This window comes from Pseudanabaenaceae cyanobacterium SKYG29, assembly GCA_025055675.1.
Taxonomy (GTDB): Bacteria; Cyanobacteriota; Cyanobacteriia; order Pseudanabaenales; family Pseudanabaenaceae; genus M5B4.
The window spans coordinates 419,491-435,251 of sequence record JANWWT010000001.1 but is presented as its reverse complement, the minus strand read 5'-3'; the positions used below and the strand labels follow the sequence as shown (position 1 = coordinate 435,251).

Sequence of the window (15,761 nt, the reverse complement as noted above, 5' to 3'; positions counted from 1 at the left end):
AGTCACAGAAAATTTTTGTGCTAAATTCTAGAATAGAAACAACTACTCTGACCTATGATTTCAGCGGAACAAGTAGCTAATCTGATTCGCACGGCTATTCCAGGGGCACAGGTGCAGGTGCAAGACCCCCTAAATGACGGACAGCATTTTACAGCGATCGTGGTGGCAGAAGCATTTCGGGGTTTAACGATGATCAAACAACACAGAATGGTAAACGATGCTCTCAAAAGCTATTTAGATGATGGCTCCATTCATGCCCTACAGCTAAAGACCTACACCCCCGAACAGTGGGCACAAAACCAGATACAGATCAACTAGGCAGGAGAGTGGGGAAATCGCACTGTGAAGACAGTCCCGGCACCAGTTTGATAGTGGAGTGTTCCCTCTAATTGTTCTACCAGAGTTAGTACCAACTGCATACCTAAACTGTCACTGGTTTCTATGTCAAAATCTGGTGGTAGACCGACACCATTATCTTCTACTTGTAAGATGAGAAATTCATCCTCTGCCGATAACGTGACTTTGATAACACCAACCCCATTGGGGAAGGCATACTTAAAACAATTCGACACTAATTCATTCGTAAGGAGTCCCAAGGGGATAGATTTTTCCAGGGGCAAAATAATTTCCTGAGCATCAACTTCTATCTTAACTTTAGTAGCATCTGAAACAAAAGTTTGTAGGAGACAGTTAACCAACTTAGTCAGGTAGCTTTGCAAGTTAATAGAACTGAAATTAGTAGCACGGTAGAGTTGGTCATGTACTAGTGCCATTGCCTGAATGCGAGTTTGATAATCTTCTAATTGCTGCCTGATTTCAGATGGAGCAGTACGAAATTGCATTCTCAACAAGCTAGACATGATTTGTAGATTATTTTTTACACGGTGATGTACCTCTTTCAGCAGCACCTCCTTCTCCTTTAGCTCACTTTGTATTTGCTCATACAGTTCCGTCCTTTGGATTGCCATGGCTAACTGCATGGCTATTTGCTGAATTAAATTTACTTCCCAACCTTTCCACGTTCTACTTTGTCGGTGTTCATACACAACCAATGCTCCCCATAACTGATTTTGTACATAGATGGCACTAGCAAGGGATGCCTTTAACTCTAGCCCCTCTAATAAGTAGAAGTTAGACCCTGTAGAAGCACAGAAATCATTGACTACTAAGACATGGGGATTGTCTAAATTGACACCGTAGGATTGGGGTGAATAAGTATCTATCTCCATCACCTGACCCGCAATTGTTTCTAATTCCTCAGCATGACTATCAGTGAGAAAACAACCACTCCCGTCAGGATTAAATTTATAAATTGCTACCCGATCGCACTCCAAGCTGTGGCGAATTTCTCGCAGCGTAATGTTAAATATTTGTTCTAGGTCAAATGACTGATAGATATTTTCAATAATTGTACGGAGTAATAACTCTTGCTGTAATCTCTCTTCTAGGGCACGGGTACGATCGGCAACTCTACCTTCCAGTTCTTGATTCATTCTCTGCAAGGAAGCCTCTGCCTCTTTCAGCTTTGTGACATCTGTGGCTACACCTAGAAAATGTTTAGGCAGTCCATCCTTGTTGCGCTTAATAATACGACCCCGATCGAATAACCAGTGCCAATTCCCCTGCTTGTCCCTTACCCGATACTCTAACTCTATTACATCCGCATCAGATTTGCTGTCAATGTTAGCACTAGCATTGAGGATTACATAATGATCTTCAGGATGGATAAGCTCTAATATTCTCTGCTCAGTTATGGTTGCCATTTCAGCAGCACTGTAACCTAAAATACTTTCTACTGCTGGGCTAGCGTAAACATTGCGTCTTTCTTCTAGGTCATACACATAGATATAACTAGAGGATGATTCTACTACCTGCTTAAGCAGTTCTTGTTGTTCTTTCACCTCCTGTTCTGCTTGTTTCTTTCCTGTTATATCTAAAATAATCACATCCCACAATACATCGCCATTGGGTAGTTGCTGGGGCGAACCAAGTCCACTGAGCCACTTAACTTGTTCTGCATTTGTTTTTATACGCCATTCGCACTTCCATTGCTGGAATTTTTGAGAACAAGCAAGCAAATAACCATATAGCTTAGGTAAGTCCTCTGCTACTATACAATTCCAAAATATACGATCGTTATTGATTATCTCCCGATCGGTTTTGCCAAAAATTTGCTCACAACCAGGACTGATGTAGGTAATTGTATCTGTGCCGTCAGTATGGACAATATAGCGCATGATTACTCCAGGAATATTGCTAGCCAGATGTTGGAATCGCTGCTCACTTTCCCGTAGCTCCGCCTCAGTTTCTTTTTGTTTCGTAATATCCACTGCTACTCCCAGAATCTGGGTAGGTCTGCCACTGGCATCTGTAGTAAAGACACGATGACTAGCCAGTAACCAATACCAATTGCCCCAGCAATCAGTGATTCTAAATTCGATCTTTTTATCACTATTAACGCTATCTATGATAATATTTTGCCAGTGGTTGATGAGAGCAGGTAAATCCTGGGGATGAATTAATTCTGTAAGTAAATTTTGGTCTAAGATATTGATGTTACCAGGGTTGAGAGACAGGATATTAACTAACTCTGTGTTGAGAAGATGGATACTATCCCTAGTAGCATCATAAAGATAAATAATTGCCGAAGTCAGTTGTGTAATTTGTGCATTAAACTGCTTCTCCTGCTCTAATTCATGTTCCGCCAATTTGCGGGCAGTAACATCCAAAATAATCATACGCCAGAGTATGTCTCCACTAGGCTGTAGTTGAGGGGTACCAATTCCTTGAATCCATTTGATGTGACCACTGGGGGTAGAAATTGGATATTCTCGATTCCACTGACGTTGAGTTTGGGCAGAATAAATAATAGAGCCATGGAAAAGGGTGCGGTCTTCTGGAGAGAAAAGCTGCCAAAATAGCTGATTGTTTTCCAAGATTTCATCAGCACTAATTTCAAATAATTCCCTACTCCTAGGACTAACATAAGTGATTCTTTCCCGTCCGTACTTGTCTAAGACATAGTGCATAATTACCCCAGGAATATTCTCTACAATACTGCGATAGCGAGTTTCACTGTCAATTAACTCCAGCTCCATCAATTTACGCTGCGTAATGTCCTGGGCAATTCCTAGCAATCTCACGACACGACCATCTTTTACTTCACATTCTCCCTGTTCCTGTAACCATCTTGTGACACCGCTGGGAGTGATGATTTTGGTCTCGTGATAGTAAGTTTCCTGGTGATCTATGCAATACCTAATCCGACTTTCAATCTCTTCTCTTTGTTCCGGTGCCACTAATTGTATAAAAGCATCATAGCTAGGTTTAGTGTCATAACTTAATCCTAGTAGCTCGTATTTTTGTTCATTCCAGCTGACTTGACTGTTGACTAAGTCCCACTCCCAAATGCCAATTTTGTTCAGTTTCAAGACCAGATTTAGCTTCTCTTGGCTCTGGGCAAGGGCTAACTCCAATTCTTTGCGATCGGTAATATCAATCATCACACCCAGTATTTTTTCCGGTTGGTCATCACGATAGACTGCTCTACCCTTTGTTAGAACCCAGCGTACTTTCCCTGTTGGCATAACAATGCGATAAATAATATCAAGGGTTGCTTTCTCTGTTATTGTCTTTTGAAACTCTTGTTCTACCCAGGCTAAATCATCTGGGTGTACTAGATTGCGCCAAGTATCGTAGCATGGTTCATGTATTTGCGGGTCTAAGTCCATTAAATGAAAGAGGGAATCACTCCAAACCGCATCACCACCATTAAAACTAAATTCCCAGCACCCTACTTCACTGAATTCTAATGCTAGTCTTAGTCGCTCTCTCCCGATCATCAATTCTTCTAATAAATTTGCTTCCTCAATTGCTATAGCCAGTTGTTTAATAGCCAACTGCACTACTTCTATTTCCTCTGGCTGCCATGTATGTCCTGTCTGATAGAAGCCTAAACAAACTGCCCCCCACACACTATCACTGACAACGATGGGAACAATTAACCAGGCTCCAGGGAAAATTTCTGCTCTAGGACAATCTATGCCCTCTATTCTGGTATCAGTAATTTGAACTATTTCGCGGCGGAGAATTTGTGGAGCAAAGGAGGAAGCAGCATCAGTTGTAGTAAAGTTAAGCAGGGAAGGAATACTATCATTCCTAAGACTTTCTGTAACACTCTGCCAACAATATCGATCGGGGAAATATTGAACAATATTGACCGAATCAACTTCTAACAATTGTCGCAGGCTAAAAGTGGCATGCTGAAAAACATCAATTAATTTAGAAGACTGATAAAGTAATTGTACCATCTCGGCAATAATTTGATTTTTTCTAACCTGTTGGACTAGCTCTAATTCTTTCTGCTTCCGATCGGTAATATCCTGACAAATGACTACTACTCCTCTGATAATAGGATGGTCTAGCAAGTTTATGATAGTGGCAGCAAAATAGCGCCATTTGCCATGGGCATCGAGCATGCGGTATTCTGGTGTAGTAACAGGTTCGTTAGGCTTGCCTAGAGCAGTAGTGAATGTCTGAACTGTGATTTCTAAATCTGCCGAATGAATGAAACCAAAGGCACTCTGCCCGATCACTTCTTCTTTGGTAAAACCTAAGATCCTTGCACCACAGGGATGGCAGTAAGTGAAGCGACCTTCCCGATCGAGGACAACCACAATATCGTTATAGTGTTTTGCGATCGTGCTTAATGTGATATTCTCCAGGCATGTGTCAATTATCTGCTCCATACCTACCATCACATCCCTGGCTGTCAAAGTGCTAATTGCCTCTGCTCTGTCTGCTACAACCTGTACAATCTGAGCCTGGGAAATAAAACCAATACCTGCGCCCCCCTCCACAACTTCAACATAGCTGAGACGCTGTTCATGTAAAATTCTGGCTACTTCTATCAGGGGTTGCTGTGGATGAACGATCGGGTCTGGCATATACGAGAAAAGCTGGTGTATTTTATTTTATGCCATTCCCTTGTCAAGAATACCTAGCTCCTAGTTAAAATTTATTAATAAATTTAATAGTGCTAATTGTTTTTTATACTACTTAAAAGATCTCTTGCACTGCTAGTAGAAATCGATCGATTTCCTCAGGAGTGGTGTATTTGCCTAGACTAATCCTAAATCCACCCAGGGCTTCTTGCTGCGAAAAACCCATAGCTAATAGGGTAGGACTGGGTATGATTTTGCCACTACTACATGCTGACCCCGCACTAATAGCAATGCCCAACTGGTCTAACTTACGGACGATCTCTCTCCCTCCTAATGTAGGATGACAGTAGCTTAGATGGTGGGGTAAGCGCTCCCTTTCCTCTCCTGTAAAAATTAGCTCCCCTACATTGTCCAGGGCAAGTTTGAGTTTTTGCTGCAGGCTCAACAATCGTTTAATTTCTGTTGCCATTTCCTCCTGGATGAGTTGGGCAGCTAATCCCATTCCCCCGATCGCTGCTACGGCATGGGTGCCAGAATATAAACCCCACTCCTGACCGCCCCCAAATAAGTAGGGTTGTAGGTCAAGCCCCGATCGGATATACAAAGCTCCTACCCCCTGAGGTCCGTAAAATTTATGCGCCGATAACGATAATAAATCGACAGGTAATTCCTTCACATCGATAGGAATCCGACCGATGGCTTGCACTGCGTCTGTATGAAAGATGACACCACAAGCACGACAAATTTGCCCTAGGTCTTTGATGGGCTGGATCGTACCTACTTCGTTATGGGCGTAAATGACAGACACCAAAACAGTTTCTTCTCTAATTGCTTCTTGCAAGGCTTCGGAGTCGACTTTGCCATAACGATCGACGGTTAATCTGGTCACTGACCAACCTTGTGCCTCTAACCAAGCTACAGGGGCAGCCACAGCACTGTGTTCGACAGCAGAAATAATCAAATGCCGGGGAGTTCGGTACTGTCTGGTCACACCAAAGATAGCTAAATGATTAGCCGCTGTGCCACTGCCTGTGAAGACAATCTCGTCTCCTTGGGCACCAATTAACTCAGCTACCTGCATCCGCGCCCGCTCTACCACCATTGCCGATCGTGTCCCCCAGCTGTGAATACTAGAAGGATTGCCCCAGTGGTGAGTCATGATCTCCACCATCAATTCCCGCACCTCTCGCCTAGTGGGGGTAGTAGCACTGTAGTCCAAGTAGATACCCATAACGGTAGAAATGTGAAGAAAAGTAACAAAAACTGCCCTTCCCTAGCCTATAATAACTGCATAGCTCAGGGAATTTGCCTATGTCGGCAGCAGATTTATTGCCCCAAGTCTTGGAGCCTCTCCTAGAGGACTTCCGCTACTGGTTCGATCGCTCCCAGCAATTTTTGACTACCCATCGCTTGCCTTTCCTAGAGAAAGAACAACAGGCAGATTTACTCCGCCGCGTGGAAGAAACGCAAAAGTCGATCGCGGCAGCGACAACAATGTTCCACCTTTCTGACAAAAAAGTGGCAATCGATACTGCCCTGGTAATGGAATGGCACAAGCTTCTCATGGAATGCCAGGCCGTAGCCATGCGCTATCGCCAGCAGTGAATTCGGGTATAATTTCTATCAGGTTCTATAGACCATTTTTTGATTGTAATTTATCAATAATTACTATGTTACAAATTCTATACATTATCGCTTTTTCCTTCCTATTGCTGTTTGCCATTGGCAGCTTGGTACGCAGTATGATTACTCTGTCCCAGCGCCAAGCGGAACCTGTACAAAAGACTGTGGGCGCTATTCATCCAGAACTGCTTGATGGGGAAGGCAACCTGACGGAGGAACCCCTGTTGGTGATTAAAACCCTGGATTTAGATGCTATGCGCTCCCGTTTAGATGCCCTCTATGAAGCTTCCCCTGGCGGCGATAACAACCTATGACGTGGGAGCAGGTCGGCAATTTTAGTGACATTCTTTACCACAAACGCCCTGGTATTGCTAAAATCACGATTAACCGCCCTGAAGTAAGGAATGCTTTTCGACCCCAAACGATCGAGGAGCTAATCGCAGCCTTCAAGGATGCCCAGCTTGATACAACGATCGGGGTAGTCTTGTTTACAGGGGCTGGTCCTAGTGCCGATGGTAAGTATGCCTTCTGTGCAGGGGGTGACCAAAAGGTGCGGGGGGAGGGGGGATACATCGATGCCGCAGGTACGCCCAGGTTGAACGTATTGGAGTTGCAACGGTTAATCCGCTCCCTCCCTAAGGTGGTAATTGCCCTGGTAGCGGGGTATGCAATCGGTGGAGGTCATGTATTGCATGTGGTGTGCGACTTAACGATCGCGGCAGAAAACGCCGTTTTTGGGCAGACAGGACCGATCGTGGGCAGTTTTGACGGTGGCTATGGGGCAAGTTACCTAGCTCGGATTGTGGGACAGAAGAAAGCGCGGGAAATTTGGTACCTCTGTCGGCAGTACAACGCCCAGGAAGCCCTGGCAATGGGGTTAGTCAACAAGGTTGTGCCTGTAGAGGAATTAGAAGCAGAGGGGATCAGGTGGGCAGAAGAAATATTAGACAAGAGTCCCTTAGCGATTCGCTGTTTGAAAGCCGCTTTTAACGCTGATTGTGACGGGCAGGCAGGTTTACAGGAACTAGCAGGGAACGCCACCCTGTTGTTCTATATGACGGAGGAAGCCCAGGAAGGGAAAAATGCCTTCCTAGAGAAGCGCAAACCCAACTTTCGCAATTTTCCCCATTTGCCATAAAAAAAGCCCCCCTGAGGGGGACGGAACTAGACTAAGCAAAAACTAGAAATTCATCTCGGCAGCCTGCACCTTCTCGTACTGCTTCTTCTTTAACACCAAAAGAATCTGGGTGACAATCACGGAAGCAAAGAAAGCTAATAGCCACTGAATTCGCTGGGGGTCTTGTAAAACTACATGACCTTCTGCTTGACCAAAGCCACCTACATTGGGATTTTCCGTCAGAGGCTGACCAGCCTTAACAATATCACCTACCTGCACCAACAGTTCAGGACCAACAGGAATATTTTCCGTCACTGTTTCCCCCTGATCTGTCTTGATTGTAACAGCATGACCGCCATAAAACCCTTCATCTTCATTGGCAGGAATTTCTTCAATCTTGGTAATCATGCCGCTAGCAGGAGCATTGAACTGTACGTTATTACTCTTTTCCCCCGTGGGGTAGATTTGTCCCCGACCGCGATTACCCCCCGCATAGACTGCATACTTGAGGAAATGCACATTTTTATCCTTGCTAGGGTCAGGAGCCAAGACAGGGAAAACAATTTCTGGATAGTCGTCCCCAGAGATAGGACCAACCAAAACAATATTCTCCTGTGTTTCGCTGTAGGGCTGATAGTAGATGTCCTGCACCTTTGCTTTCAACTCCTCAGGAATACGGTCTTCGGGAGCAATTTTGAACCCCTCTGGTAAAACGACAACCGCACCGACATTTAAGCCACCCCTGCTACCATCTGCCAATACCTGCTGCTTACTGTGGTCATAGGGCAATTTGACTACTGCTTCAAACACCGTGTCGGGCTTGACAGCTTGGGGTAGCTCTAGCTTGATGGGCTTGTTAGCTAAATGACAGTTGGCACAAACAATCCGACCTGTAGCCTCACGGGGATTGCTGTAAGCCTCTTGGGCGTAATAGGGATAGGCATGGGCGGGTTGCACTACACCCCAAATAATTAACAGAGCGAGAACAAGACTGTATAGCTTCTTCATAGTTTTATGACCACCAGGGAGCTTCATTGGTACGGAAATCCGTTTCTTTCCAGGGTAAAAGTTGCACCACATCATCGGTGATTTCTACATGGGCAAGCGCCAAGGACAGGGGAGCAGGACCGCGCACTACCTTCCCCGTACTGTCATACTGGGAACCATGACAAGGACAGATAAACTTCCCCTCCGCCACATTCCAGGGCACAACGCAGCCTAGGTGAGTACACACAGCATTGAGGGCATAGTTGGCAATTTCCTTGTTATCGGTGATGACAAGATAGGTGGGGTCACCCTTCAAACCCTGTACCATCACCCGCTCACCAACCTGGTGGGTAGCTAATACTTCGGAAGCTAGCACATCTTTGCCAAGGGCATCCTTAGCCGTCTCACCGCCCCCTTTGCCACCCTTTTTTGGGGGAATAAAATACTGCACTACGGGATAAAGTGCCCCCAAAACCGTTACTGCCGCCGACCCCCCCACTAGGAGATTCATAAACTGACGGCGCGCCATGCTGGGCACTTCACTAGAGATAGATGCTTGACTCATGGTTTCTCTCTTGATTTGCTATAGGTCTATGTAAACTTACAAAGCTGCAAGTATTACATTTTGTTGTGAAGTTTTAACTTTTTCTATGATAGCCCCTCTGCCCCTGGATAGACAGAATGCTACAAAATGTTAAGAAAGTTTGCCAGGATGTACAGGGATACTGCTACTACGACTCCGCCTGCAACTCTAATGGGGTAATCCCGATCGGGTTTAATTTGCTTAATGCCGTAGCCTGCCAGGATGCCCGCCAGATGAAGACCGATCGTAGACAGCAAGAACCCCAAACTGTAGAGAAGAGCGGGACTGCCTGGTGCCATTTCTGTGCCGTGGGCGTAACCGTGAAAGAGAGCTAGAAAGGCTGCGACACCACCACTGACCAGTAGGGGGAGAGGGGGAGCAAACAGGATCGCCAACCCTAGCAACAAATCTGATGCCACAATTCCCACTTCGATGCCAGGGAAGGGCACGCCCAGCATACCGAGAGTTCCCCCGATCGCCATAGTCACAACAAATGCCAGGGGTACAGTCCAAATCGCCCGCCCCCCTATTTGGATTGCCCAGAGACCGATCGCTACCATTGCCACGATATGGTCAAGTCCCGTGAGGGGATGGAGTAAGCCTGCTAGGAAGCCGGAGGTTTCCCCTGCGTCTACGTGGGCATGGGCAGAGGGAGTCAAAAGTACAGCTACAGCCAGAGCAATTAAAAATAAGATGGGGGCAGAACGCATAGCACTACTTGCAGGTACAGGAGTACATGAATTTTACAATGATCGCATGGCACTGAAATCTGCTAGTTGGCGACTATAGTTTCTGATGTAACCTAGCATAGCCAGGCGGTTGGCGCGTATATCTGGGTCATCTACCATCACCAGTACTGCGTCAAAGAAATTAGCTAGGTGGGGAGCTACCTGGGCGATAGCAGTCACTAGTTCTTCATAGTTTTGTGGCTTGCTAGGTAATTCTTGCAGCGCTTGATACAGTCGAATTTCCGCTGGTTCCTGGAGTTTTTCACTTTTAACCATTTCTTCTAAACTGGTGGCAGTGGTGGGAATATTTTCCTGGTTAGCTAGACGGGAAGCCCGATTGACGACTTCATAAATAGCAGTTAGGGTTTGATTCTGGCGCGATCTTTGTAAAAATTCCGCCCGTACTTTGATTTCTGCTACGTTGGACAAACTCCACTCGGTATAGACAGGATCACCTACTCCTAAAACAGCATCCACTAAATCGTAATCAATTTCTTCTTTGAGCAAGGTTTCGCACCGCTGCTGGAACCACTGGATCAAGTTGCTATAAATTTCTGTCCCTGATCTAGGCAGATGGGTGTACACCCCGATCGTGTCTTTGAGTACCTGCGGTAAGTTCAGTTGCCAACCGTAGTGCCAGCAGATTTGCACAATGCCCTGGGCTGCCCGCCGCAGAGCAAAGGGGTCGGAAGAACCTGTAGGCAACATACCCAGCCCAAAGATGCCTACCAGAGTATCTAACCGATCGGCGATTGCCAATATTTGCCCTGGCACGGACTGTGGTAATTGGTCGTTAGCGCCCCTGGGTTGATAGTGTTCCTTGATGGCTTGGGCAACTAGGGGAGGTTCGCCGCTGTGCAAAGCATAATCCGCACCCATGATCCCCTGCAGTTCGGGAAACTCTTTAACCATTTGGGTCACCAGGTCCGCTTTACAGAGGTAGGCAGCCCGATCGGTCACTTCTAGCATCGGTTCTACATTGGGAATTGCCCTAAACACCAACTTGACAATTTGCCGCAGCCGCTCTACCTTCTGCCCCACTGACCCCAACTGCTCCTGGAATGTCACTTTTTCTAATTGGGGAACATAGGTTTCCAGTTTGACCTGCCGATCGGTGTCGTAGAAAAACTTACCGTCTGCCAACCTTGCCCGAATCACCCTGCCATTCCCCTGGGCGATCAGTTTAGATTTGCTGGGGTCACCGTTAGAAATTGTGATGAAAAAGGGCAATAACCGATCGGGACAATTACGGTCCCAGAGGGGGAAATAGCGCTGGTGGGCAATCATTTCTGTGGTAATGACTTGGGGGGGCAACTGTAAAAATTCCGCATCAAACTCCCCGACGATCGCGGTAGGAAATTCCACTAAATTCACGACTTCTGCCAGCAATTCAGGGGGACTTTCCACCTTTGCCCCCATGAGATCAGCTAACTGCTGCATTTGCCCGACAATTTGCTTTTGCCGCTCCTCCACATCCACTAACACACCATTTTCCTTGAGGACTTCCACATAGTCCCTAGCGTGGCTCAAGAGGAGCTTACCCTTGGACAGCACCCGATGCCCGTAGGTAACTCGATCGGCTTGTATATCTTCCAACTGTAGGGGGAGCACTTGGTCATCCCAGAGAGATACCAGCCAACGAATAGGACGGGGGAATTTTAGCTCCCGATTGCCCCAGCGCATCAACCGCTTGCCCTCTAGTTTCGTAATCCAGGTTGCCGCTAGGGCAGGGAGAATTGCCGGCGTGGCTTTGCCCCTCAGCCGCTGCTTAGCAAAGACAAACTCCCCCTTGTCCGTCGTCCGCGTGTAGAGGTCAGCTAAGTCTAAACCCTTCGATCGGAGAAACCCCAGTAGCGCCTTTGTTGGTTCCCCGTTACTATAGGCACTGGCAACAGCAGGTCCCTTGATTTCTAGCTCCTGGTCTGGTTGTTGTTCTGGCAAGCCCTCTAGGCAGACAGCCAAGCGGCGGGGGGTGCCATAGACTGTCATATTGCTACAAGTCAGGTTGTGTTCCTGCAAACTAGCGGGAATTTTCTCCTGCCATTGCGCCAAAGCCTCTGCCACAAAACTGGCGGGTAGCTCTTCCGTCCCTACCTCCAACAAATAAGTAGCCATAGTGACATCCGATCGGGTTTGTCTAATTTACCACAGGCGGGGGGAATGTACCTCACTGTAGGCACGATAGATGCCCTCCAAGTGCTCTTCTGCTGTAAATCCCAGGGGCACAGTTTTTAATCCCAACTTATGGCGCAATTGGTGGAAGAGACGTTCACTTACCTTAAACCTGATAGGGGCGGCAAAGTTGCGGCGGCGTTGCAAAAAATCCCTAATCACAGCAAAGTCTTGCACACTTAAAACAGATGTTATACCCAAATCTGTCCATTCCTGTGCTGCCCTTTCACTGAGCTTGGACAATTGAACGGTGACAATTTGGGGGCGAGTAGGTTCTTGAATAACAATCGTTTGTGCCACTATATCCCCCAAGCGTTTTTCCGTTTTAGAAAAGACAATCAAAAAAGTACCAATAGCCATCCAGTCATCGAAGGGGCGTAGGAGCGCCCGCAAAAGAGATTGGGATAAACCTACAGGACGACCATCAGTTTTAACTACTCGAATTTTGGTGAACCTCTTGCCAGGCGTTTGTCCGCTCCAAGTAGTTTCCCAGAAAATAAAATAGCCTGTATATATACTGAAGGAGAGAAGAGACATAAAAGCATTGAACCACTGTTCTAGTTCGTAGTCTGCTAAACTTGCTGCGACCGCCAGCCACACAAAAAACAAACAGAAAAGGACAAAAAACAAGATGAGATAATCAATGGCTAGCGCCAGAGCACGGTTACCAATACCTGCCAGCGTAAACTCTAGTTCTACACTTTCGGGAGTTAAAAATTTAACCTTGCGTTCTACCTCCATCATCTTTGCCCCTAAGTTTAAGTCCCAACCTTCCTGCCAGCAACCTAGTTGGTAATAGTAGCAGGTATCAAGGAGGTTACTCAACAAACTTACTTCTGTAAGCAGAGATATGACTACAGGGCATAGGAGGGGCAAGCACCAAGCCCAATAATTAGGCAGGAATATCTGGAACAGATTGACAATCACCCCCACGACCAGCAGCACCAGCCCCAGGAGATAATTAACCAAAAATCCGACAGCGGAACTAAAAATCAGGACATTAGAATTTTGCAGCAACCGATCGCAGTGTTTTATTACTTCCATTAGTGAATATTGGGGAAATTGCAGCAGACAGAGGGGAGCAAACCGCACCCATTGCATTTTCCGATTGAGGAAGTACAGACCAGACAACAGGGCTAAAAAACTCAATAAAGCTGCAGCAGCACCTAGGATAAACCCTCCCAGAAAAAAGAAAAATCTAACACAGATAATACTAAGAAAAACAACTATTAACAAATAAATATAGGCAACGGCAGTAGCTGCAATCAGACTAACAACAATAATTACCTGCAGCCTATTGATCCTCTCCCGGCATAGCCTAACTTGGGCATAACATTCCTCCCAGGTAACTATCTGCCCCTGTAGTAACTGTAGGGCAAAGAATGCCAGGGTAACATTAGCTAGAGTTGGATTCCTCACCCTTGCCCGCCTGCACCAGTTAAGAAAATCTCGCCTGTAACTTAGATATAGTTTAATTCCCCTGTTAATAGCAACACCGATCGGCACATTTATCAACCGATTTCCCACTATATTTTCACTCCCTGTAGCAAAGTTTTATAGCGGGGTAACCTCTGGATAAACTCACTAGCCGATCGGTGGATTTCCTGTTTTTCCGCCATTGACTTTTGGTCGTACATAGATACCATCAAAGATACCCGCCCATTTTCCATAAAGTCATTACGAAACCGATCGACAAAATGCCAATACAAATAATTAAAGGGACAGGCTTTTGCCCCTACTTTCTGTTTAACATCATAGGCGCACTGGCGACAACAATCACTCATTTTGTTGATATAATTTCCCCCCGCCACATAGGGCTTAGTGGCTAAAATTCCCCCATCCGCGTAGGTGGACATCCCTAACACATTAGGTAACTCTACCCACTCATAGGCATCCACATAGGCTAACCAAAACCAGTGATGTAACTCGATGGGGCTAGTCAGGGTTAAATTACTGAAGTTACTGAGCACCATTAGCCGTTGGATGTGGTGGGAATATCCCCAGTTGATCACATTTTGCATGGCATCGGCTAGGCATTTTAACTCTGTTTTGCCATCCCAAAATAGTTGTGGTAAAGTATAAGTAAACCCAAAGTGATTAGCATTTCTTACCTCAGGCATCCTCGCTTCATAGTAAACTCGAATGTACTCTCGCCAACCGATAATTTGCCTAATGAAACCTTCCACAGAATTGAGGGGAGCTGTGCCCCGCTCATACCGATCGATTGCCATGTCACACAATTCGGCGGGCAATAACAGACCGTTATTCAAATAGGGAGATAGGACACTATGAAACAGGAAAGGCTCACCCGTTTTAATAGCATCTTCATAGGGGCCAAAATTTACTAGTCTCCTGTCCATAAATTCCGCTGCTAGTTGCAGAGCTTGGGTACGAGTTACTGCCCAGAGAAATCGGTCTAATTTACCAAAGTGATGGCTAAAGAAAGTCTTTACCTGGTCTATCACCTCCTGAGTAACGGGGTCCGGGGCAAAAGTAGGTAACTGGGGAATGCTAATATTTTTAGGTAAAGGTTTGCGGTTATCTTTATCATAGTTCCACTTGCCACCTGTTGGTTGTCCACCCTCCATCAAGTAACCCGTTTGCCGCCGCATGTCCCGATAGAAATTTTCTAGGCGATAATAGCGATTAATCCTATGGCGAAACTCCTCTACATTTGCTAAGAAAAAGTTATTAGGGAAGGATCGGACACGCTGGGGAAACTTGTTCTTTAATTCATCCATTTTCATCCTTGTTTGCCACTCATTTGGTTGCATGTAACTGAGGGAAAGATGGGGAAATCCAGTTAGCAGTTCCTGTAATCCATCACTATGAAATCCCGCCGTAGTTATCGTAATCACTTCGTAGCCCTGTTGTAATAGCTCGATGGCATAATGACGCTGACAGGACAAAATGAATGCCAACTTCATCTGATGATGAGGCAAGAAAATGGCATAGGCGAAGGATTCCACAAACACAATCACAGGCGATCGTTGCCAAACCTCCCGGGGGAAAACCTGCACATTCAATTGATCATGGAGAATAAACAACAGCTCCTGCCGTGCACTTAAGTCAACCTCTCTTCCCTGCCAGTAACTCTGATAAACGGGGGCATGAACTTTCATTACCGCAGACCACTAACTATAGAGCGACAACGATCGACACTCGATCGAGCATAGGGTACAAGCGTTACAGCCACAGGATGAAATTTAGTCAAATCCGTTTGAAAGGGCAAAGTTTGGTTATGAATAATTACTCTTCCTTTGAGAAAATTCTGCGTTACAACACCTGTAAAACAACTTGCCTCGCTAGAGTTAGCAATAAAGACCTCGCCCAGTACATTCTTGCCTTTTTTTTCGAAAGCATAAACTTCTGCCCCTGCTAACTGAACATCAGGATGGCGATCGGTTCTGGGTGCTTGGGAAGCGAAGATATATCTGCCGTCTTGCAGTTCCTCGATTGGTTTTGCCGCCAGGGGTAAGCACCCTAGAAAGCAGAGGATAAGTAAAAATGCCCATTCCATAGGGGTAAAAGGTGATTTTTTCTCTATACCCATTCTGACAAATACAGAACTTTTCTGGTGGGGCTAGCAATAAATTGTGACTTGGGGC

Annotated in this window: 13 protein-coding genes; 4 read left to right on the top strand and 9 right to left on the bottom strand. The window is 45.9% G+C overall.

From position 1 onward, the window contains the following. Nucleotides 1-54: 54 nt before the first annotated feature. The gene (locus NZM01_02095) at nt 55-318 is read left to right on the top strand and encodes a BolA/IbaG family iron-sulfur metabolism protein (GenBank protein ID MCS6958822.1); all 264 of its coding nucleotides are present in this window, start codon (nt 55-57) and stop codon (nt 316-318) included. On the opposite strand, the gene NZM01_02090 is transcribed toward NZM01_02095, so the two are convergent. Beyond that, a complete protein-coding gene (locus tag NZM01_02090) occupies nt 315-4,946 on the bottom strand; it encodes a PAS domain-containing protein (protein ID MCS6958821.1) in 4,632 nt (1,543 codons plus the stop codon). The genes NZM01_02095 and NZM01_02090 overlap by 4 nt on opposite strands. A gap of 112 nt (nt 4,947-5,058) precedes the next feature. After that, the gene (locus tag NZM01_02085) at nt 5,059-6,174 is read right to left on the bottom strand and encodes a cysteine desulfurase (protein MCS6958820.1); all 1,116 of its coding nucleotides are present in this window, start codon (nt 6,172-6,174) and stop codon (nt 5,059-5,061) included. 80 nt (nt 6,175-6,254) lie between these two features. Here NZM01_02085 and NZM01_02080 point away from each other — a divergent pair, with 80 nt between their 5' ends. The 3 genes from NZM01_02080 (at nt 6,255) to menB (ending at nt 7,704) form a co-directional block, all read left to right on the top strand. Continuing rightward, complete coding sequence (locus tag NZM01_02080) at nt 6,255-6,548, top strand: DUF2605 domain-containing protein (protein ID MCS6958819.1); 294 nt, start codon at nt 6,255-6,257, stop codon at nt 6,546-6,548. A 65-nt stretch (nt 6,549-6,613) separates the two neighbouring features. Continuing rightward, the gene (locus NZM01_02075) at nt 6,614-6,880 is read left to right on the top strand and encodes a DUF2973 domain-containing protein (protein MCS6958818.1); all 267 of its coding nucleotides are present in this window, start codon (nt 6,614-6,616) and stop codon (nt 6,878-6,880) included. Beyond that, nucleotides 6,877-7,704, top strand: coding sequence for a 1,4-dihydroxy-2-naphthoyl-CoA synthase (menB, locus tag NZM01_02070; GenBank protein MCS6958817.1), 828 nt, complete (start codon nt 6,877-6,879; stop codon nt 7,702-7,704). Before NZM01_02075 ends, menB begins: the two co-directional genes overlap by 4 nt. 42 nt (nt 7,705-7,746) lie before the next feature. Here menB and petA read toward each other — a convergent pair whose 3' ends face one another. The 7 genes from petA to NZM01_02035 form a co-directional block, all read right to left on the bottom strand. Continuing rightward, nucleotides 7,747-8,691 (bottom strand): apocytochrome f, encoded by a 945-nt coding sequence (petA, locus tag NZM01_02065; protein MCS6958816.1) that lies wholly within the window; start codon nt 8,689-8,691, stop codon nt 7,747-7,749. 4 nt (nt 8,692-8,695) lie between these two features. Beyond that, entirely contained in the window at nt 8,696-9,235 is a 540-nt protein-coding gene (locus NZM01_02060) for a cytochrome b6-f complex iron-sulfur subunit (GenBank protein MCS6958815.1), read from the bottom strand. Between the two features lie 119 nt (nt 9,236-9,354). Further along, nucleotides 9,355-9,963, bottom strand: coding sequence for a HupE/UreJ family protein (locus NZM01_02055; GenBank protein MCS6958814.1), 609 nt, complete (start codon nt 9,961-9,963; stop codon nt 9,355-9,357). A gap of 33 nt (nt 9,964-9,996) precedes the next feature. After that, entirely contained in the window at nt 9,997-12,096 is a 2,100-nt protein-coding gene (glyS, locus tag NZM01_02050; GenBank protein ID MCS6958813.1) for a glycine--tRNA ligase subunit beta, read from the bottom strand. A gap of 27 nt (nt 12,097-12,123) precedes the next feature. Further along, nucleotides 12,124-13,680 (bottom strand): RDD family protein, encoded by a 1,557-nt coding sequence (locus NZM01_02045; GenBank protein MCS6958812.1) that lies wholly within the window; start codon nt 13,678-13,680, stop codon nt 12,124-12,126. Beyond that, nucleotides 13,680-15,275 (bottom strand): cryptochrome/photolyase family protein, encoded by a 1,596-nt coding sequence (locus NZM01_02040; GenBank protein MCS6958811.1) that lies wholly within the window; start codon nt 15,273-15,275, stop codon nt 13,680-13,682. The genes NZM01_02045 and NZM01_02040 overlap by 1 nt, the downstream gene beginning before the upstream one ends. Further along, nucleotides 15,275-15,673, bottom strand: coding sequence for a hypothetical protein (locus NZM01_02035; GenBank protein ID MCS6958810.1), 399 nt, complete (start codon nt 15,671-15,673; stop codon nt 15,275-15,277). Before NZM01_02035 ends, NZM01_02040 begins: the two co-directional genes overlap by 1 nt. Nucleotides 15,674-15,761 lie beyond the last annotated feature (88 nt).